The organism is Pseudomonas sp. 9Ag (assembly GCF_902506445.1).
In the GTDB taxonomy this organism is placed as follows: Bacteria; Pseudomonadota; Gammaproteobacteria; order Pseudomonadales; family Pseudomonadaceae; genus Stutzerimonas; species Stutzerimonas stutzeri_AB.
This window is the reverse complement of the sequence record NZ_LR733836.1, coordinates 1065129-1083946: the sequence shown is the minus strand read 5'-3', so window position 1 is coordinate 1083946 and position 18818 is coordinate 1065129. Positions and strand designations below refer to the sequence as shown.

The following is an 18818-nucleotide window of genomic DNA, read 5'->3' as shown; positions in this document are numbered from 1 at the left end:
CGTCACTCCATGGCTTCTCGCCCCCCTGCTTCCTGCAGGAACGCATCATTCATCAGCAGAATCGTGCAACCGCTTCACGGCCTCTGGTACTAGGATGGGCGTTTCGTCCAGACAATCAGCCTCAGGAGTCGCCATGAGCAATGCCATCGGTTATGCCGCCCAGGATCCGAGCACGCCGCTCGCACCCTATTCCTTCACCCGCCGCGACGTCGGACCGAACGATGTAAAGATCGACATTCTCTACTGCGGCGTCTGCCACTCGGACCTGCATACCGCACGCAACGAATGGAACAACACGCTCTACCCTTCCGTCCCGGGCCACGAGATCGTTGGGCGGGTAACGGCCGTTGGTGAGGCGGTCAGCCGCTTCAAGGTCGGCGACATGGCCGGCGTTGGTTGCCTGGTCGACAGTTGCCGGACCTGCTCGTCCTGCGGCGAAGGGCTGGAGCAATACTGTGAGAACGGCTTCACCGGCACCTATAACGGTCCGGCGTTCGGCGGTGGTGAGAACACCCTGGGCGGCTACTCGGACAACATCGTGGTGGACCAGCATTTCGTCCTGCGCATCTCACATGACGAAACCAACCTGGCGGCCGTCGCGCCACTGCTGTGCGCCGGGATCACGACCTATTCGCCGCTGCGCCAGTGGAAGGTCGGTCCCGGCCAGAAGGTTGGCGTGGTCGGCCTCGGTGGCCTTGGTCACATGGCGGTGAAGATCGCCAATGCCATGGGGGCGCACGTGGTGCTGTTCACCACCTCGCCGGACAAGAAGGAAGACGCGCTGCGCCTCGGTGCCAGCGAAGTGGTGGTGTCGAAGAACCGGGACGAGATGGCCGCGCATCTGAACAGCTTCGACTTCATCCTCAACACAGTCGCCGCGCCGCACAACCTCGACGCCTTCGTTGCGCTGCTCAAGCGTGACGCGACCATGACCCTGGTAGGCGCCCCCGCATCGCCACATCCTTCGCCCAGCGTGTTCGGCCTGATCTTCAAGCGTCGCCGTATTGCCGGCTCGCTGATCGGCGGCATTGCCGAGACTCAGGAGATGCTCGACTTCTGCGCTGAACACAGCATCGTGTCGGACATCGAGATGATCGATATCCAGACCATCAACGAGGCCTACGAGCGCATGCTCAAGAGCGACGTCAAATACCGTTTCGTCATCGACATGGCCTCGCTCAAGTCGGCGTAAGCCACAGCATGGGCGCGCCGAGTCCAGGCGTGCCCATGACCAGCGCGGTTCAAACCGGGCCTTCCCTCTTTGCCGCCGAGCCGCTAAGGTCGCCGACCTTCTGAGGAGTCGGCATGCGCTACCTGATTTTCGTCACCCTGCTCTGGGCGTTTTCCTTCAACCTGATCGGTGCCTACCTCGCTGGCCAGGTGGACAGCTACTTCGCTGTGCTGACACGCGTGTTGCTGGCTGGCGTGGTATTCCTCCCGCTGACCCGCTGGCGCGGCGTGGCACCGGGCTTCATCGGCGGCGTAACATTGGTCGGCGCGCTGCAGTTCGGCGTCACCTACCTCTGCCTGTATCTGAGTTTCAACGTGTTGACGGTGGCGGAAGTGCTGCTGTTCACGGTACTGACGCCGCTCCACGTGACATTGATCGACGATGCGCTGAACCGTCGCTTCACCCCCTGGGCTCTGGTCGCCGCGGCCGTGGCGGTATTGGGCGCCGGACTGATTCGCTATGACGGTGTCTCCAATGACTTTCTCGGTGGCTTCCTGCTGATGCAGTTGGCCAACTTCACCTTTGCCGCGGGCCAGGTCGGCTACAAGCATCTGGCGCAGCGCTACCCGTCTGATATCCCACTCCACCGTCGCTTCGGCTACTTCTTCATTGGCGCGCTGGTCGTCGTGCTGCCGGCCTGGCTGCTGTTCGGCAACCCGGACAAGCTGCCGACCACCACTGCGCAGTGGGGCGTACTGGTCTGGATGGGCGTGCTGGCGACGGCACTCGGGCAATTCTGCTGGAACAAGGGCGCCACCCTGGTCGATGCCGGCACTCTCGCGGTAATGAACAACATGGCGGTGCCGGTGGGGCTGGTTCTCAATCTGTTGTTCTGGGGCACGCAGACCAACCTTGTACTGCTGACGGTCGGAGGACTGATCATTCTGGCCTCGCTGCAGATCAACCGCCTGGGTCGCAAGCAGGCCCAATGACATTATGTAAGTTATTGTTATATATGGATTTATATATCAATTAAGTAAGATAGCGCGCCGCGCATGGATGCGATTCTCAGTTAGTCGTCGAGAACCCCCATGCGCCGATACAGCCTGCTTCTGCTCGCCCTGCTTTTTTCTGTTCAACTCCACGCTGACGCACCACGCACCTTTCGCGAAGCAAAGAAAATTGCCTGGCAGATGTACGCCGAGCGACCGGTGGATTTCTATTGCCGCTGCGCCTTCAAGGGCAAGCAGATAGACATGGCCAGCTGTGGCTATGTACCGCGCAAGCAACCCAAGCGTGCCGCGCGGGTGGAGTGGGAGCACATCGTGCCGGCCTGGGTAATCGGCCATCAGCGCCAATGCTGGCAGGACGGCGGGCGCAAGCACTGTACGTCCAGCGACCCGGTATTCAGCCAGGCGGAAGCCGATCTGCACAACTTGGTGCCGGTTGTCGGTGAAGTGAACGGTGACCGCAGCAACTACGGTTTCGGCATGCTGAGCGAAAAGCCCAGCCAGTATGGCGCCTGCCCTTTCGTGGTGAACTTCAAGCAACGCACCGCCATGCCGCCGACCTACGCCCGCGGCACCATTGCCCGTACCTACCTGTACATGAGCGAGCGCTACGGCTTGCGGTTGTCGAAGCAGGATCGCCGCCTGTATGACATATGGAATCGCCAGTACCCGGTCAACGAGTGGGAGCAATGGCGTAACCGCAGCGTCGCCTGTGTGCAGGGTAATGCCAATCGCTTCGTCGGCGCGGTTGACCTGCGTCGCTGCAGCAGATCGATCTCCCGTTCAACCACCACGTTGCGACGGCCAGGCTAGACCCGCCTGGGCAGGAGGCGCTTTTGCTGACGTTGCCGCCGACGCAGTTGCGCCTGGCCGACCACGCACTGCATGCTGTCGGCCCGACTCGTTACCATGGCGACATCGATGCAGGACCGGACACTCTATGCAACGCTCGGATTGGTCGTGCTGGCGGCACTCGTCAGCTCCGGCGTGGCTCCGTACGATCGAGCAACCTGGCTGCTGGAAGTCGCACCCGTGCTGATCGCCGCCCCCTTGCTGCTCTGGAGCTATCCGCGCTTTCCGCTAACACGCCTGCTGTATGGGGTCATCGCCTTCCATGCGCTGGTTCTGATTCTTGGCGGTGCCTATACCTATGCACGTGTTCCCGCGGGTTTCTGGGTGCAGGAGTGGTTCGACCTCAGCCGTAATCCGTACGACAAACTTGGCCATTTCATTCAGGGCGTCACGCCGGCTCTGCTCACGCGCGAAATTCTGCTGCGTCGCCGTATAGTCGCAGCCGGAAAAATGCTGGGCTTTCTCGCCGTTTGCGTCGCTCTGGCGTTCAGCGCCTTTTACGAGCTGATCGAGTGGTGGGTCGCGCTGCTTGTCGGCCAAGACGCGGAAGACTTCCTCGGCACGCAGGGCGACTTCTGGGATACCCAGTCAGACATGTTTATGGCGCTGCTGGGAGCAATGTTCTCAGTCATCCTCCTCGCGCGGCCGCAAAACCGGCAGATCCGCCGGCTGAGCGGGGCCGGCGCAGCGATGTAACGCGGTGTTTTATCGACTTGGGGCCGATGCAGTCCTACTGCTGCATCTCGCCTTCATCATCTTCGTGTTGCTGGGCGGCCTGCTGGTTGCCTGGAAACGCGGATTCTTACTGTTGCACCTTCCAGCAATCGCCTGGGGGCTCTTCGTTGAGCTGAGCGGACGACCCTGCCCCCTGACTCACTGGGAAAACCTGCTGCGCCGCCTGGCCGGCAGCGCCGGGTACGAGGCAGGCTTCATCGAGCATTATCTGCTGCCGCTGATCTACCCCGCCTGGCTGAGCGTGCCGGTGCAATATCTGCTGGCCGCCATAGTGGTGGTGGTAAACGCACTCATCTATGGCGGCCTGGTGTGGCGTCGCCGGCAGCGATCAGCAGCGCACTGACCTCCACTCCGGGTTAAAGCTTCAGTTCGAAAGCGTCACCATCGTGGTACGCGGGAAATTTGCTGCGGAACTTGGCCAGCTGAGCCGCGCGAAGCGTCGTGCGGAACACACCTTCTGCATCACCGGCTTCGAGCAGCGGATCGCCGAGATAGTCCAGTACCTGGCTGTCGCCACTGTAGGGATAACCCTTGCCGTCTTCGCCCACCCGATTCACAGCGGCGACGTAGCAGAGATTCTCGATCGCACGCGCAGGTAACAGGCGATTCCAGGCGTTACGCCGGGCAGCCGGCCAGTTGGCGGTATAGAGGAGCAGGTCGGTATCGTGCGGATCGCGGCTCCACACCGGGAAGCGCAAGTCGTAGCAGATCAGCGGGCGCACGTGCCAGCCGTTGAGTTCGAAAACGGCCTGTTTCTCGCCCGCCGTGTAGTGCTTGTGCTCACCGGCCATACGGAACAGGTGACGCTTGTCGTAATGCAAGATTTCGCCGTTCGGCTGAGCCCAGAGCAGCCGGTTACGATGGCTGCCATCGGCGGCCTCGATGATCACGCTACCGGTGATCACCGCGTCCATACGTGCTGCCTGCTCACGCAACCATGAGTAGGTCGTGCCCTCCTCGGGCTCGGCGAGCTCGGCGGAATTCATCGAAAAAGCGGTCGTGAACATTTCCGGCAGGACGATCAGGTCCGCGCCGCGGGCGTCATCCAGCAGCCCGATGAAACGCTCACGATTGGCGTCAGCATCCTGCCAGACAAGCGTCGTCTGGATCAGAGCCAGTTCAAGATCGGGTAAGTCGTTCAGATCGCGCATAGTCGTTCTGCTGCTTGACGCAGCGTCTCCTCTCGTTTGGCGAAGCAGAATCGGACAAGCCGCGATTCTGCAGGAGGCGTTTGGTAGAACACCGAAATCGGAATACTGGCGACACCGTGTTCACGGGTCAGCCATCCAGCCATGGCGACATCGCCGAGATCCGGGCGGATCGCAGAATAGTCCGCCAGCTGAAAGTAGGTCCCCGAGGCGCGCGTGAAGCTGAAGCGCGAACCGGCCAGCAGATCGCAGAACAGATCACGCTTGGCCTGGTAGAAGGCTGGCAGCTCTGATACGTGCTCGGGATGCGCAGCCATGAAATCGGCCAGCGCCCATTGCAACGGCGTGACGCCGGCAAAGCTGACGTACTGGTGCACCTTGCGCAGCTCACTGCTGAGCGCGGTTGGCGCCACCACGTATCCGGTCTTCCAGCCGGTGACATGGTAGGTCTTGCCAAAGGAACTGACGACGAAGGCACGCTGATACAGTTCATCGTGCCGCAATACACTGGCGTGCTCACGACCGTCGAATATCAGGTGCTCGTAGACCTCATCACTGAGCAGGTAGATATCGCGGTCGCGGATCAGGGCCGCCAGACGATCCAGGTCGGCCCTCTCGATCAATGCGCCGCTGGGGTTATGCGGCGTGTTCAACACGATCATTCGAGTGCGTGGGGTAATTGCATCGGCGAGCTTCTGCCAATCGATGGAAAAGCCCGGCAAGCTCAGCGACTGATGAACGCACACCCCGCCGGCCAGTTCGACGGCTGGCTCGTAGCTGTCGTAGCAGGGGTCGAAAACGATTACCTCATCCCCTGGGCGGACAACCGCGTGAATCGCACAAAAAATGGCCTGCGTCGCCCCGGGGGTGATCGTGACCTCGGCCTCGGCGCTGACCTGGCGCTCATATAACGAGCCGACTTTGATCGCAACCTGCTCGCGCAACGCCGGCAGGCCGGTCATCGGTGCGTATTGGTTGTGTCCAGCCATCACATGCCGCGCAACTGCCTCACGCAACGCATCGGGGCCATCGAAATCGGGAAAGCCCTGCGACAGGTTCAAGGCGCCGGTCTGCGCCGCCAGTTGCGACATGGTGGTGAAAATGGTGGTGCCGACATTGGGCAATTTACTGATCAACATGACAGCCTTCCAACAGGCCCGCCGTAAGGGGCTTCGGCAGGGGAAAACAGAATAGCCGATCAATGCGCCAGGATACGAGGGCGCCGGACATGCCGCGCCGGCTGCTACAGTGATGCAAACACGCCTGCGCGGCACCTCAATCCGATACTCAGGAATTCCAGCATGTCACCTGCAGACTCCCCATGGCACATCTTGCGTACCCAGGCAGAACGAGCAGTGCAGGCAGAGCCGGTCTTGAGCGGCACTTTTCGTGAAGCCATTCTCGACCAGCCTGATTTCGCTTTCGCCTTGGCCCATCGAGTCAGCCAAGCCCTAGCTGACAGCGAGGAGCAGCAAGCGGCCTTGTTTGATCGCTTCTCCAGCATTCACCAGCAGTTCCCGGCATTGGCCGAGTCGGCCTGGTGCGACCTGCAGGCCATCGTCAGCCGAGACCCGGCCTTTGGCACCGGGCTGGAAGTGCTGTTGTTCTCCAAGGGATTTCTGGCCCTGCAGGCCTACCGCATAGGCCATCAGCTGCTGCTGCAGCATGAGCGCCTGTTGGCGATGTTCATCCAGGCTCGCTGCAACGAACGTCTAGCCGTCGACATAAACCCGGCCAGCCGGATCGGCAGCGGCATCATGCTCGACCATGCGACCGGCATCGTCATCGGCGAAACCGCCGCAGTGGGCGATGATGTCTCGATTCTGCAAGGTGTAACGCTGGGCGGGACCGGCAAGGAAAGCGGAGACCGTCACCCCAAGGTGCGCAGCGGCGTGATGATCGGCGCGGGAGCAAAGATTCTTGGCAATATTGAAATCGGCGAAGGCGCCAAGGTCGGCGCTGGCAGTGTGGTGCTGCAAGCCGTGGCGCCTCACACAACCGTGGTCGGTAACCCGGCCCGCCAAGTCGGCAAGCCGAGGCATGCACGACCGGCCCTGGATATGGACCAGTCGTTCGACGAAGGCTGAAAGCTAGCGTTTGTCGCGACGCTTTTTCTCGGCCTTTTTGTGGTGGGACATGAGGCGACGCTTCTTGTTGACCTGGCGGTCGGTCAGGGTGTTCTTCTTGCCCTCGAAGGGGTTTTCGCCACCCTTGTACTCGATACGAATGGGTGTACCAACCAGCTTCAGCACCCGCCGGTAAGTGTTTTCCAGGTAACGGGTGTAGGACTTGGGAATCGAGTCGACCTGGTTGCCATGGATCACGATAAGCGGCGGGTTGGCACCGCCCAGGTGTGCGTAACGAAGCTTGATTCGGCGGCTGGCCACCATCGGCGGCGCATGCTCGCGAACCGCGTCTTCAAGGATCTGCGTCAGACGGCTGGTGGGCCAACGAGTCACGGCTGAAGTGAATGAAGCCTGCACCGACTTGTACAGGTTGCCAACGCCGGTGCCATGCTTGGCGGAGATGAAGTGGATGTCGGCAAACTCAACAAAGAACAGCCGGCGCTCCAGCTCGGTCTTCACATAGTCACGCTCGCTCGGCTCCATGCCGTCCCACTTGTTCAGCGCGATGACCAGCGCTCTGCCGCTTTCCAGCACGAAACCAAGCAGATTCAAATCGTGCTCGACCACTCCTTCGCGGGCATCCATGACGAAGATGACGACGTTCGAGTCCTGGATCGCCTGCAGCGTCTTGACCACCGAGAACTTTTCCACGGCCTCGAAAATCTTGCCACGGCGACGCACACCAGCCGTATCGATCAGGGTGTACTTTTCATCGTCGCGTTCGAACGGGATGTAGATGCTGTCGCGGGTGGTGCCGGCCTGGTCATAGACAATGACCCGCTCCTCGCCAAGCATGCGGTTGACCAGCGTCGACTTGCCCACGTTGGGCCGGCCGATGATCGCGATCTTGATGCCATCCTTTTCGCTCGGCCCTGGGATGCGCTTCAGTTCCTCGCCTTCGGCGACCGCCTCGCCCTCTTCACCTTCGCCTTCGGCAACTTCGGCGTTGTCCTTGGGGAACACGCCGAGCGCTTGCTCCAGCATATGGCTGATCCCGCGGCCATGGGCGGCGGCAATCGGCAGGGCATCACCAAGACCAAGCGGACTGAATTCTGCGCGGGCGATATCGGGATCAATGCTGTCGACCTTGTTCGCCACCAGAAAGTGGCGCTTGTTCATCTTGCGCAGGTGTTCGGCAATCATCTGATCGCCAGGCGTCATGCCAGCACGCGCATCGACCATGAACATGACTGCATCGGCCTCCTGCATGGCTTGCAGGGACTGCTCGGCCATCTTGGCGTCGATGCCTTCCTCATCCCCTGTCAGACCACCGGTATCGATGACGATGTAGGTGCGACCCTGCCACTTGGCCTCGCCATACTGGCGATCACGAGTCAGACCGGCATATTCCGCCACGATGGCGTCACGGCTCTTGGTCAAACGGTTAAACAGGGTGGACTTGCCAACGTTCGGGCGGCCCACCAGGGCGATTACGGGAACCATACGGCTCTCCACTGCGATATTTCAGAAAACACGAAGGCCGCTGCAAGGCAGCGGCCAGATATTTATTGCTCCGCCTGAACGGAGCAAGGTACACGACGTGAGGCTGTCAATCCGCCTGGCGAATGGTCAGCGCGACAAGCTTTCCGTCGTTACCGTAGGCATACAGCCAGTCGCCTTCGACCACAGGTCTGGCTCGCACCCCGGCGCTGTCGATACGGGTGCGCGCTACGAAACGCCCATCGACCTGGCTGAGGAAGTGAAGATACCCCTCCTTGTCACCCACCACGACATAGCTGGAGAAAACCGCCGGAGCGGACAGCTGCCGACGCAGCAGCGAATCGTTGCTCCACAGCACGGTTGTCGATCGCTCATCGATGCCGAGCACCGTGCCGTCGGCCTGGCTTACGTAGACACTGCCATACCCCATCGCAAGGCCGGTCGCCGTCGAGGCATCGCGTTGCCAGAGAATCCGACCACTCTCCAGATCCAGCGCTGCTGCGCGACCCTGGAAGGAAGCGACATAAAGAGTGCCGCCTGAAAGCAGCAGCCCGCCATCGATATCGACGACGCGCTCAAGTTCGGAACGACCTTGTGGAATGGCGACCCGTTGCTCCCAGATTGGCAATCCGCGGCGGGTGTCCAGTGCTACTACCTTGCCACTGGAAAGGCCGGCAATCGCCAGCTCGTTGGTCAGCAACGGTGAGCCGGTACCGCGCAGGGTCAGGACCGCTGGCGAACTTTCGTAGCTCCAACGCTGTGCACCGGTGTCAATCTCAAGCGCGATGACACGGTCATCCTGGGTCTGAACAACAACCACGTCACCATTGACGGCGGGGGCGGCGAGCACCTCGCTGCTCACCTGGCTACGCCAGCGCTCTTCACCAGTGGATACATCCAGAGCCAGCAGTTCACCGCGCAGGGTACCGACCAGAACCAGGCCGTAGCCCGCGCCTACGGCACCAGAAATCGGCACTTCGAGGTCATTCTTCCAGTTGACCTTGCCGGTCGTACGGTCCATGGCCACGACCAACCCTTCGACATCGGCGGCAAATATCTCATTACCGTAGACAACGGGGGCTAGTAGGTTATAGGTCTCGCCCTGGCCGTCGCCGATAGACCGGCTCCACTGTTCTTTTAGCTGGATCTCAGCATCAAACTTGACCAGTTCGGCGGGTTCGGGTTCTTTCTTGTCGTTGCTGCTGCAACCTGCCGCAAGAACGGCCAGGGTCAGCAGTGCTGCAGTTTTCCAACGCATCAATTCACGCCTCTCCACGAGCCAGATCGTCAAGTTTCAGCTGCAGGCCACCGATCGCGGCATCCTGAGACAGCAGTTCTTTTGCTTTGGAATAGGCAGCGTGGGCTTCTTCAAGGCGTTGCAGCTGAACCAGCAGATCGCCCCGTAACTCTTCACGACTGGCGGCAAACGCATCGACAGCTTCGCCGTCGAGCAACGCGAGACCATCCTCAGCCTTATCCTGCGCCGCAAGAACACGGGCCATACGCTGGCGAGCCAGCTCTTCCAGAGTCTTGTCGGCCGGCTTGTCCAGCACCGCCTGAAGCTCCGTTGCAGCCTCGTCGAGACGGCCGGACTCTACCGCCACCTTGGCAACGAAGAGGCTGCCGTACTGAGCGTAGTGAGAACCAGCGAATTCTTTCTGTAGCAAATTGCCCAGGCGCGAGACCTCGGCCGTATCGGCTCCACCCTCTTCCAGCGCGGCATTCAGCAACTGCTGATAGACAGTCGAGGCACTATGCGCCTGATTGAGCTGGTGCTTCTGCCAGAACTGCCAGCCGAATACCAACACCAGAGCAAGCGCACCCCCAAACAGCAACGGCTTGCCGTTTTGCTGCCACCATTCCTTGATTTGCGCCAGCTGTTCTTCTTCGGTACCCGAGGTCACACTGTCACTCCTTCATTCGCTTAAATCAGACCTGAACCGCTCACGCGAGACAGGCAGCCAGACACTCGGGTAGAGCATCCCAGGCAATGCTTTGTTGTTCGCAGTCGTCGCGCAGCGGCTTGCAACCTACCACGCGCCCGGCCAGTTCGTCGTCACCCAGAATCAGCGCGAAACGGGCGCCGCTCTTGTCGGCTTTCTTGAACTGACTCTTGAAGCTTCCGCCGCCCGCGTTGACCAGCAGGCGCAGGCCCGGCAAGGCATCCCGCAAACGCTCCGCCAGGCCCAGCGCTGCCAGTTCGGCCGCCTCACCAAAAGCACAGATGAATGCGTGTGCCGGCTGATTGAGTTCCTCGGGCACCAATTCGAGTGTTTCGAGTAGCAGCACCAGCCGCTCAATGCCCATGGCGAAGCCAACGCCGGGAGTGGGCTTGCCGCCAAACTGACTGACCAGCCCGTCATAACGACCACCCGCGCAAACGGTACCTTGCGATCCCAGTTTGTCGGTCACCCACTCGAACACGGTCCGGCCGTAATAGTCCAGACCACGAACCAGCTTGGGATTGATCTGAAAGTCTATTCCTGCCACTTCGAGACGGGCTTTCAGGCCTTCGAAATGCGCACTCGATTCTTCATCCAGATAGTCATGCAGCGTCGGCGCATCAGCCAGCAGCGCTTGGGTCTGGGCATTCTTGCTGTCGAGAATACGCAGGGGGTTACTGGTCAGGCGGCGCTGGCTGTCTTCGTCGAGCTGCTCGAAATGCTGCTGCAGGTAAGCTACTAACGCGTCGCGATAGGTTGCCCTTGCCTCGCTAGAGCCGAGGCTATTCAGCTGCAAGGTGACCGCATCGGACAGACCGAGCTTCTTCCACAGTCGCGCGGTCAGTACGATCAGCTCGGCATCAATATCCGGACCCGGCTGATTGAAGACTTCGACACCGATCTGATGGAACTGGCGATAGCGGCCCTTCTGTGGCTTCTCGTAGCGGAACATCGGCCCCGCGTACCAAAGCTTCTGTACCTGCCCGCCGCCCGTCATGCCATGTTCGAGCACAGCGCGCACGCAACCGGCAGTTCCCTCGGGCCGCAGCGTCAATGACTCCTCATTACGGTCGAGGAAGGTGTACATCTCCTTGTCGACCACGTCGGTCCCCTCGCCGATTCCGCGAGCGAACAGATCGGTGAATTCGAGGATCGGCAGACGAATCTCGCTGTAGCCATAGCTGTCGAGCAACTGTGCGAAGGTCGTTTCGAGGTAGCGCCAAACCGGCGTCTGGGCCGGAAGAATATCGTTCATGCCACGGATGGCTTGCAGAGACTTGCTCAATTCGGTTCCTTAATTCAGCTGCGCAGTATCAGCGCAGCGTCAGACTCGGCCTTTTCGCTGGCCTTGCGACGAATCAGCTGCTCCAGCTCATCGACCAGGTTTTCGTTGTTCAGCTTTTGCGCCGGCTTACCGTCGATATAGATCAGGTTGTTCGGCGTCCCACCTGTCAAGCCGATATGTGCTTCCTTGGCCTCACCGGGCCCGTTCACAACGCAACCGATCACCGCCACATCCAGAGGCACCAGCAAATCATCAAGCCGCCCCTCTAGTTCGTTCATGGTCTTGACCACGTCGAAGTTCTGCCGGGAGCAACTTGGACAGGCGATGAAATTGATCCCGCGCGAACGCAGACGCAGCGACTTGAGGATGTCGAAACCGACCTTGATCTCTTCCACCGGGTCAGCAGCCAGCGATATGCGAATGGTGTCGCCTATGCCCTCGGCGAGCAGCATGCCCAACCCGACGGCCGATTTCACTGTACCCGAGCGCAAGCCACCGGCTTCGGTAATGCCAAGGTGCAGAGGCTGCTCGATCTTGTCCGCCAACAGACGGTAGGCTGCCACAGCCATGAATACGTCGGAGGCTTTTACGCTTACCTTGAAATCCGGAAAGTTCAGACGGTCGAGATGTTCGACATGGCGCAACGCAGACTCTACCAGCGCCTCGGGTGTCGGCTCGCCGTATTTCTTCTGCAGATCCTTTTCCAACGAGCCGGCGTTAACGCCTATGCGAATCGGGATGCCGCGATCCCGCGCCGCTTCGACCACAGCCCGGACACGGTCTTCGCGCCCGATATTGCCGGGATTGATGCGCAGGCAATCAACACCAAGCTCGGCGACGCGCAGAGCGATCTGATAATCGAAATGAATGTCCGCCACCAACGGCAAACTGACGCGCTGCTTGATCTTGCCGAACGCCTCGGCCGCCTCCATCGAAGGCACCGATACACGCACAATGTCAGCTCCGGCATTTTTCAGCCGCTCGATCTGTGCAACCGTGGCATCCACATCGCAGGTTTCGGTATTGGTCATGCTTTGTACGGCGATAGGCGCATCGCCGCCGACCGGTACGTTGCCTACCCAGATTTTGCGAGTAGGTCGACGCTTGATAGGAGACTCACTGTGCATGATTACTGTCCGAGCTTGAGACGCGCGGTTTCACCGCGGGTTTTTCCGGAAAGACTGACGGGCTCGCCGTTGTAGCTGACCTGCACGCCCGAGGCAAAGCCCAGATGCAAGTCCAGCGGGGTTGCGCCAACCAGGGTGCGGCTGCTGCCGGCTTTAGCCAGCCCGCTGTAGAGCACTTCACCTTTCGCATCAGTGACCCGCGTCCAGCAATCCGCCGTGTAATTCAAGGTCAAACGGCCTTCCCCCGGCCCGACAGACTCGGCTTCAGCTACATCTCCCACTGGCGCGGGCGTAGCATCGGCCTGGGCAGCGGCCGGCGCCTCACTGGAAGGCTCGTCCTCGGCCAGCTGAGCTGGCGTTCCTTCCTCCGCTCCGACTACAGGCTGTTCAGCTAGTGGTAACGGCTCGGTGTTGGGGGCCTGGAGATCGTCGGCAGCCGACGGCGTCGAGCTGACTGGCTCCTCGATTGCGAGTTCGACTGGCTCTTCAGCCCGATCGAGCAAATGAATCTCAGTAGTTCCGTCGGCCGCCTCGACCTCAATGCGCTCAAGTGCGGAGACTGACGGGCCTGACTCGGTACGAGCCGAGCGATCCTGCCACCACAAGAACGCACCTACGCCGATCACCAATGTCAGGATGAAGGTAAAGAAACGCACCATGCTGCGCGACAGCCGCACGGGCTGGTCGATGTGGCCAAGACTGTTGACGCTGCTGCCGGTTGCATCTGTACCGGTATACTGGTCGAACTGCTGTACCAGACGATTCTGGTCCAGTCCCAGCAGCTTGGCGTACGCACGAACGTAGCCGCGGGCGAATGTGTGGCCCGGCAGCTGACTGAAGTCACCTGCCTCTATCTGGGTCAGGGATCGCTCCGAAAGGTTGAGCTGCTTGGCTACTGCAGGGAGGGACCAGTTTTTACTCTCGCGCTCGGCCCGCAACGTTTCGCCAGGATTGCCCAGGGCCGTCGGGGCAGCGGCTTCAGAATGGGGCGCTATCATCGTTGCTCCGAAAGAAACTGTTGATATTCAGGCGTCCCCGGATACAGGCGCTTGAGCTGTAAACCCAGGCTCGCCGCCTGATCGCGGTCTTGATGAATGTTCGCCAAACGAATGCCCAGCAGCAGACTGCGGGCATTTTGCTCGGAAAGGCTGCTGAAACCTTCGTAATAACGTTTTGCCGGGACGTACTGCTTGTCTTCGTACGCCATTACGGCCAATTCGAGTAGTGCGCGCGGCTGCCGGCTGTCGAGGCGCAAGGCACGAGTGAAATAGGTTTCGGCCTGCTCGCGCTGACCCAGCATCAGAGCTGTCATGCCCATGTTCTGAAAGACGTGGGATCGCCCGGAATACAGATTATCTTCCGCGGCCTTTGAGAAACGCTCCATCGCCTCTGGATAGCGCTTTTGCTCGAACAGAAAGCTGCCGTAGTTGTTGAGGATACGGGCGTCATTGTGACTCGACAGCGCCTTGCGGTAATGCTCGTCTGCGAGCTGATTTTCCATTTCGTTCTGGAATACCAAGGCCAACGCCGCATGGGCATCTGCACTATTGGGGTCCAGCTCAAGCGCCTTGCGTAGCGGCGATTTCGCACGAGAGGCCTCGCCCTGCTGCAAATAGCCGATGCCAAGCTGAATATAAGCATCTCGGGCTTCGTCGCGACCTTCCGAAGTACGCATCGGGTTCACCGATCCGGAAGACACACAGCCAGCCATTAGACTGGCGAGCACAAACAGCAGCGCGACGCGCAAGGTCATCAGCATCCCCCTCAGGAACGGTTCGTAGCAACGGGCGTCGTCACTGGCTCAGATTGCAGCTGGCGCACTGCGATGTATCGCTCGCTTCGACGCGTTCTATCCAGCACCTGCCCGACCAGCTGGCCGCAGGCAGCGTCGATATCCTCACCGCGAGTGGTGCGCACTGTCACATTGTGCCCAGCTTTGTGGAGGATGTCCTGAAAACGTCGGATTGCGTTGTTGCTCGGCCGCTCATATCCGGAGTGCGGAAAGGGATTGAACGGGATCAGATTGATCTTGCACGGAATCTTCGCCAGCAGGACGACCATCTGTTCGGCGTGCTCAGGCTGATCGTTAACGCCCTGTAACAATGTGTATTCGATAGTCAGGACGCGCTTTTCGCCGAGATTGGAGATGTAGCGTTGGCAAGCCGCCAACAGCATTTCCAATGGGTATTTCTTGTTGATCGGAACCAGCTGATCACGTAATTCATCATTCGGCGCGTGCAGCGAAAGGGCCAGCGATACATCAATGACCTTGGACAGCTCCTCGATCATCGGTACTACACCCGATGTTGAGAGTGTCACCTTACGCTTGGATATACCGTAGCCGAGGTCGTCCATCATGATCTGCATGGCGGCGACGACATTGTCGAAGTTGAGCAGGGGTTCGCCCATGCCCATCATCACCACGTTGGTGATAGCGCGATCTACCTTCGCCGGTATAGTGCCGAACGACTTGTTGGCAATCCACACCTGACCGATCACTTCGGCAGCGGTGAGGTTGCTATTAAAACCTTGCTTGCCAGTCGAGCAGAAGCTGCAGTCCAGCGCACAGCCAGCCTGGGAAGAAACACAGAGCGTGCCTCGCCCACCCTGAGGAATATAGACGGTCTCCACGCAGCTCCCCGAAGCCACACGCACAACCCATTTGCGGGTGCCGTCGGTGGAAATGTCTTCGCTAACGATTTCGGGGCCGCGGATCTCAGCAGAGGCCTTGAGCTTTTCGCGCAAGGCCTTGCCGATATTACTCATGGCATCGAAGTCATCGACGCCAAAGTGGTGAATCCATTTCATGACCTGACCAGCACGAAAGCGCTTCTCCCCTATGGAATCGAAGAAGCTTTCCAGCTGAGGCTGGGTCAGCCCCAGCAGATTTACTTTACCGGTAGTCACAGTCATCAGGATTCACCTTCGCCTGATCAGCGAATGCGGGCACACACTTCGGTGGCAGAGAAGAAGTAGGCGATTTCGCGAGCGGCGGACGCCTCGGAGTCGGAACCATGAACAGCGTTCTCATCGATAGAGACAGCGAAATCGGCGCGAATAGTGCCTGGAGCTGCTTCCTTCGGGTTGGTAGCGCCCATCAGCTCACGGTTTTTGGCAATGGCGTCTTCGCCTTCCAGAACCTGGACGATTACCGGACCGGACACCATGAAAGCGACCAGGTCCTTGAAGAAACCGCGCTCGCTGTGTTCGGCATAGAAACCGCCCGCTTCACGTTCGGACAACTGAACCATCTTCGAAGCGACGACACGCAGACCAGCCTTCTCGAAACGAGAGGTGATTTCACCAATAACATTCTTGGCGACGGCGTCAGGCTTGATGATGGAGAAAGTGCGTTGCAGGGCCATTTGAAACTCCAGAAAACGATAGTTAAAGCAAACGAGTAAACCCGCGAATTATACGCGGGTCGAGACGAAAAATATAAGGGTAGCCAGAAGCTAGAAGCCAATCGGCAGAAGCCATCAATTCCAGATAGCCCTCCCACAGACCCCGGCTGTCAGAGGCTCCTCTAAGCCTCTTCGATCCAGGCAGCCTGTATGGCTTCCAGGACTTTTTCGCCACCGCGCGTCGGATCGTCCGAAAAGCTTGGCAGCTCGACAACCCAACGATGCAATTCGACGAAATTTACGTAGCGGGGATCAACGTCAGGCTTACGCTCACTCAGCTCAATTGCAATATCCAATACATCGGACCATTTAAGCGCCATGATTCACCTCGCCTTAATGACCTTCGGACACTTGATTGATGGTGTATTTCGGTATCTCGACAACCAGATCGACGTCGGCAATCGCAGCCTGGCAGGACAGCCTGGAGGTAGGCTCTAGCCCCCACGCCTTATCCAGCATGTCATCTTCCAACTCGTCGGACGCCTCTAGCGAAGCGAAGCCCTCGCGGATCACCACGTGGCAAGTCGTACACGCACAGGACTTTTCACAGGCATGTTCAATATCGATGCCATTTCGCAGCGCAGCGTCAAGCACCGTCTCACCGGGCTGAGCATCCACTACCGCCCCTTCCGGACAATGGTCGGCATGAGGCAGGAAAACAATCTGCGGCATCTGGTTCAATCCTCGATATCGTTAAGCCGCCGCCCGGCCAGGGCGGCCTTGACGGTGGAATCTAGTCGTCGCGCTGCAAAGGCATCGGTAATCTGGCTGAGGCGCTTCACCTGACGCTCGATGGCAAGGCCATCCTGACTATCAAGCAACTCACGCAACTCGCGCACCTGCGACTCGATCGCCTCGCGCTCTTCTTGGTCGAGCAGACGCTCGCCATCAACCGCCAATGCCCCTTCAACCGCCTCGAGCAGTCGCTGCGCATCGACCAACTGCTCACGAAGCGCTCGGGCCGTTTTGTCTTCATTGGCCTTATGAAAAGAGTCTTCCAACATGCGAGCAATCTCGCCATCGGTGAGTCCATAAGAAGGCTTTACCTGGATACTGGACTCCACGCCCGACGCCAGCTCACGCGCCGAAACACTGAGCAGCCCGTCCGCATCAACCTGAAAGGTGACACGAATCTTCGCAGCCCCGGCCACCATTGGCGGGATGCCCCGCAGCTCGAAGCGAGCCAGGGATCTACAATCGGCAATAAGCTCGCGCTCACCCTGCAGCACATGGATCATCATGGCCGTCTGGCCGTCCTTGTACGTGGTGAACTCCTGAGCCCGAGCAACCGGAATGGTGGTATTGCGCGGAATGATCTTCTCCATCAGCCCGCCCATCGTTTCCAGTCCAAGCGACAGCGGAATTACATCGAGCAGCAACAACTCTTCACCATCGCGATTGTTGCCGGCCAGCGTCTCGGCCTGGATTGCAGCACCGATCGCAACGACCTGATCGGGATCGATATCCGTCAACGGTTCCCGTCCGAACATCTCCCCCACACGCTCGCGAACCCGAGGGACCCGTGTGGAACCGCCGACCATGACCACCGCCTGGACCTCATCCAGCTCAATCGACGAATCACGCAGCGCGCGCCTGCACGATTTAAGGCTACGAGCGATCATCGGCTCGATGAGCTCGTTGAATGTGGCCCGCGTCAGAACGCCCTGCCAATCGGCATAGCGCACTTCGACGGTATCTGTTTCGCTGAGCTGCTCCTTGGCATCGCAGGCAATTTTCAGCACTTCACGCTGAGTTCCCGGATCGAGATCCTGGGAGGCACCGGCCTTGGCCAGAATCCAGCCGGCAATCGCATGATCGAAATCATCACCGCCAAGCGCAGTATCACCACCGGTAGCCAGCACCTCGAATACGCCTTTGGTCAGGCGCAGGATGGAGATATCGAAGGTTCCACCGCCCAGGTCATAGATCGCCACGACACCTTCGGCTTCGCGGTCCAGACCGTAGGCAACGGCGGCGGCAGTGGGCTCATTAAGCAGGCGTAGCACGTTGAGACTAGCCAGGCGCGCGGCATCCTTGGTCGCTTGCCGTTGCGCATCATCGAAATATGCCGGAACCGTAATTACCGCACCGACCAGCTCGCCGCCCAATACGGCCTCAGCACGCTCACGCAACGCGCGAAGAATCTCCGCAGAGACCTCAACCGGGCTTTTGGCGCCCTGCACCGTCTCGATGAAGGGCATCTGTGACTGCCCCTCGCTGAATCGATAAGGCAGCTGCCCACCAAGCTGCTTCACATCACCGACACCCCTACCCATCAGGCGCTTGACGGACACAATGGTATTTAACGGATCGCTGGCAGCGGCGGCTTTCGCTGCTCGCCCCACTTCAACGTGATCGCCGTGATAACGCACCGCGGATGGCAGAATCACCTCTCCATCGGCATCGGCCAGTGGTGCCGTAACGCCACTGCGCAGGGCTGCAACGAGCGAATTGGTAGTGCCAAGATCGATGCCAACCGCCAGTCGACGCTGGTGCGGTTGCGGGCTTTGTCCGGGTTCAGCTATCTGAAGTAAGGCCATGTCTGTCTGATATCGGGCGCAGCGTCTGGCGCTACGC

The 18818-nt window shown here is 59.7% G+C and carries 20 protein-coding genes; 6 read left to right on the top strand and 14 right to left on the bottom strand.

Features of this window, described 5'->3' with window-relative positions; translation table 11 throughout:
• The first annotated feature begins 133 nt into the window (after positions 1 to 133).
• The 5 genes from ALTERO38_RS04990 (at position 134) to ALTERO38_RS04970 (ending at position 4111) form a co-directional block, all read left to right on the top strand.
• Positions 134 to 1192: an NAD(P)-dependent alcohol dehydrogenase gene (locus tag ALTERO38_RS04990; protein ID WP_159967488.1), complete on the top strand. Its 1059-nt coding sequence runs from the start codon at positions 134 to 136 to the stop codon at positions 1190 to 1192.
• A gap of 113 nt (positions 1193 to 1305) precedes the next feature.
• Positions 1306 to 2163 (top strand): carboxylate/amino acid/amine transporter, encoded by an 858-nt coding sequence (locus tag ALTERO38_RS04985; RefSeq protein WP_159967487.1) that lies wholly within the window; start codon positions 1306 to 1308, stop codon positions 2161 to 2163.
• A 99-nt stretch (positions 2164 to 2262) separates the two neighbouring features.
• Positions 2263 to 2994: an endonuclease gene (locus ALTERO38_RS04980; protein ID WP_159967486.1), complete on the top strand. Its 732-nt coding sequence runs from the start codon at positions 2263 to 2265 to the stop codon at positions 2992 to 2994.
• A 108-nt stretch (positions 2995 to 3102) separates the two neighbouring features.
• Positions 3103 to 3729 carry a DUF2238 domain-containing protein gene (locus tag ALTERO38_RS04975; protein WP_159967485.1) on the top strand — a complete coding sequence of 209 codons (627 nt, stop codon included), beginning with the start codon at positions 3103 to 3105 and terminating at the stop codon, positions 3727 to 3729.
• A 4-nt stretch (positions 3730 to 3733) separates the two neighbouring features.
• Entirely contained in the window at positions 3734 to 4111 is a 378-nt protein-coding gene (locus ALTERO38_RS04970) for a DUF2784 domain-containing protein (RefSeq protein WP_159967484.1), read from the top strand.
• A 13-nt stretch (positions 4112 to 4124) separates the two neighbouring features.
• Here the strand turns inward: ALTERO38_RS04970 and ALTERO38_RS04965 are convergent, their stop codons facing one another.
• Both ALTERO38_RS04965 and ALTERO38_RS04960 read right to left on the bottom strand, forming a co-directional pair.
• On the bottom strand, positions 4125 to 4919 hold the full coding sequence (locus tag ALTERO38_RS04965; RefSeq protein ID WP_159967483.1) for an amidohydrolase: 795 nt from the start codon (positions 4917 to 4919) through the stop codon (positions 4125 to 4127).
• Entirely contained in the window at positions 4907 to 6055 is a 1149-nt protein-coding gene (locus ALTERO38_RS04960; protein WP_159967482.1) for a pyridoxal phosphate-dependent aminotransferase, read from the bottom strand. Before ALTERO38_RS04960 ends, ALTERO38_RS04965 begins: the two co-directional genes overlap by 13 nt.
• Before the next feature lie 162 nt (positions 6056 to 6217).
• Between ALTERO38_RS04960 and cysE the strand changes: the two genes are divergently transcribed.
• Entirely contained in the window at positions 6218 to 7003 is a 786-nt protein-coding gene (gene cysE, locus ALTERO38_RS04955) for a serine O-acetyltransferase (RefSeq protein ID WP_159967481.1), read from the top strand.
• 3 nt (positions 7004 to 7006) lie between these two features.
• On the opposite strand, the gene der is transcribed toward cysE, so the two are convergent.
• The 12 genes from der to hscA all read right to left on the bottom strand — a co-directional run bounded on the left by der (position 7007) and on the right by hscA (position 18781).
• Complete coding sequence (der, locus tag ALTERO38_RS04950) at positions 7007 to 8485, bottom strand: ribosome biogenesis GTPase Der (protein ID WP_102835916.1); 1479 nt, start codon at positions 8483 to 8485, stop codon at positions 7007 to 7009.
• 106 nt (positions 8486 to 8591) lie between these two features.
• Positions 8592 to 9740, bottom strand: coding sequence for an outer membrane protein assembly factor BamB (bamB, locus tag ALTERO38_RS04945; RefSeq protein WP_159967480.1), 1149 nt, complete (start codon positions 9738 to 9740; stop codon positions 8592 to 8594).
• A gap of 4 nt (positions 9741 to 9744) precedes the next feature.
• Complete coding sequence (locus ALTERO38_RS04940; RefSeq protein ID WP_159967479.1) at positions 9745 to 10386, bottom strand: tetratricopeptide repeat protein; 642 nt, start codon at positions 10384 to 10386, stop codon at positions 9745 to 9747.
• A gap of 40 nt (positions 10387 to 10426) precedes the next feature.
• Positions 10427 to 11710, bottom strand: a complete 1284-nt coding sequence (gene hisS, locus ALTERO38_RS04935; protein ID WP_159967478.1) for a histidine--tRNA ligase — start codon at positions 11708 to 11710, stop codon at positions 10427 to 10429.
• Positions 11711 to 11724: 14 nt separating this feature from the next.
• Positions 11725 to 12837, bottom strand: a complete 1113-nt coding sequence (ispG, locus tag ALTERO38_RS04930) for a flavodoxin-dependent (E)-4-hydroxy-3-methylbut-2-enyl-diphosphate synthase (protein WP_102835913.1) — start codon at positions 12835 to 12837, stop codon at positions 11725 to 11727.
• A gap of 2 nt (positions 12838 to 12839) precedes the next feature.
• Positions 12840 to 13835 carry a RodZ family helix-turn-helix domain-containing protein gene (locus ALTERO38_RS04925; RefSeq protein ID WP_159967477.1) on the bottom strand — a complete coding sequence of 332 codons (996 nt, stop codon included), beginning with the start codon at positions 13833 to 13835 and terminating at the stop codon, positions 12840 to 12842.
• Entirely contained in the window at positions 13832 to 14590 is a 759-nt protein-coding gene (gene pilW / locus ALTERO38_RS04920) for a type IV pilus biogenesis/stability protein PilW (protein WP_159967476.1), read from the bottom strand. Before pilW ends, ALTERO38_RS04925 begins: the two co-directional genes overlap by 4 nt.
• An 11-nt stretch (positions 14591 to 14601) precedes the next feature.
• A complete protein-coding gene (gene rlmN / locus ALTERO38_RS04915) occupies positions 14602 to 15753 on the bottom strand; it encodes a 23S rRNA (adenine(2503)-C(2))-methyltransferase RlmN (RefSeq protein WP_178114631.1) in 1152 nt (383 codons plus the stop codon).
• A 17-nt stretch (positions 15754 to 15770) separates the two neighbouring features.
• Positions 15771 to 16202 (bottom strand): nucleoside-diphosphate kinase, encoded by a 432-nt coding sequence (gene ndk, locus ALTERO38_RS04910; RefSeq protein ID WP_021209485.1) that lies wholly within the window; start codon positions 16200 to 16202, stop codon positions 15771 to 15773.
• A gap of 161 nt (positions 16203 to 16363) precedes the next feature.
• Positions 16364 to 16561, bottom strand: a complete 198-nt coding sequence (gene iscX, locus ALTERO38_RS04905) for a Fe-S cluster assembly protein IscX (protein WP_148926491.1) — start codon at positions 16559 to 16561, stop codon at positions 16364 to 16366.
• Between the two features lie 13 nt (positions 16562 to 16574).
• On the bottom strand, positions 16575 to 16913 hold the full coding sequence (gene fdx / locus ALTERO38_RS04900) for an ISC system 2Fe-2S type ferredoxin (protein ID WP_102835909.1): 339 nt from the start codon (positions 16911 to 16913) through the stop codon (positions 16575 to 16577).
• Between the two features lie 5 nt (positions 16914 to 16918).
• Positions 16919 to 18781, bottom strand: a complete 1863-nt coding sequence (hscA, locus tag ALTERO38_RS04895; RefSeq protein ID WP_159967475.1) for a Fe-S protein assembly chaperone HscA — start codon at positions 18779 to 18781, stop codon at positions 16919 to 16921.
• Between the last annotated feature and the right edge of the window lie 37 nt (positions 18782 to 18818).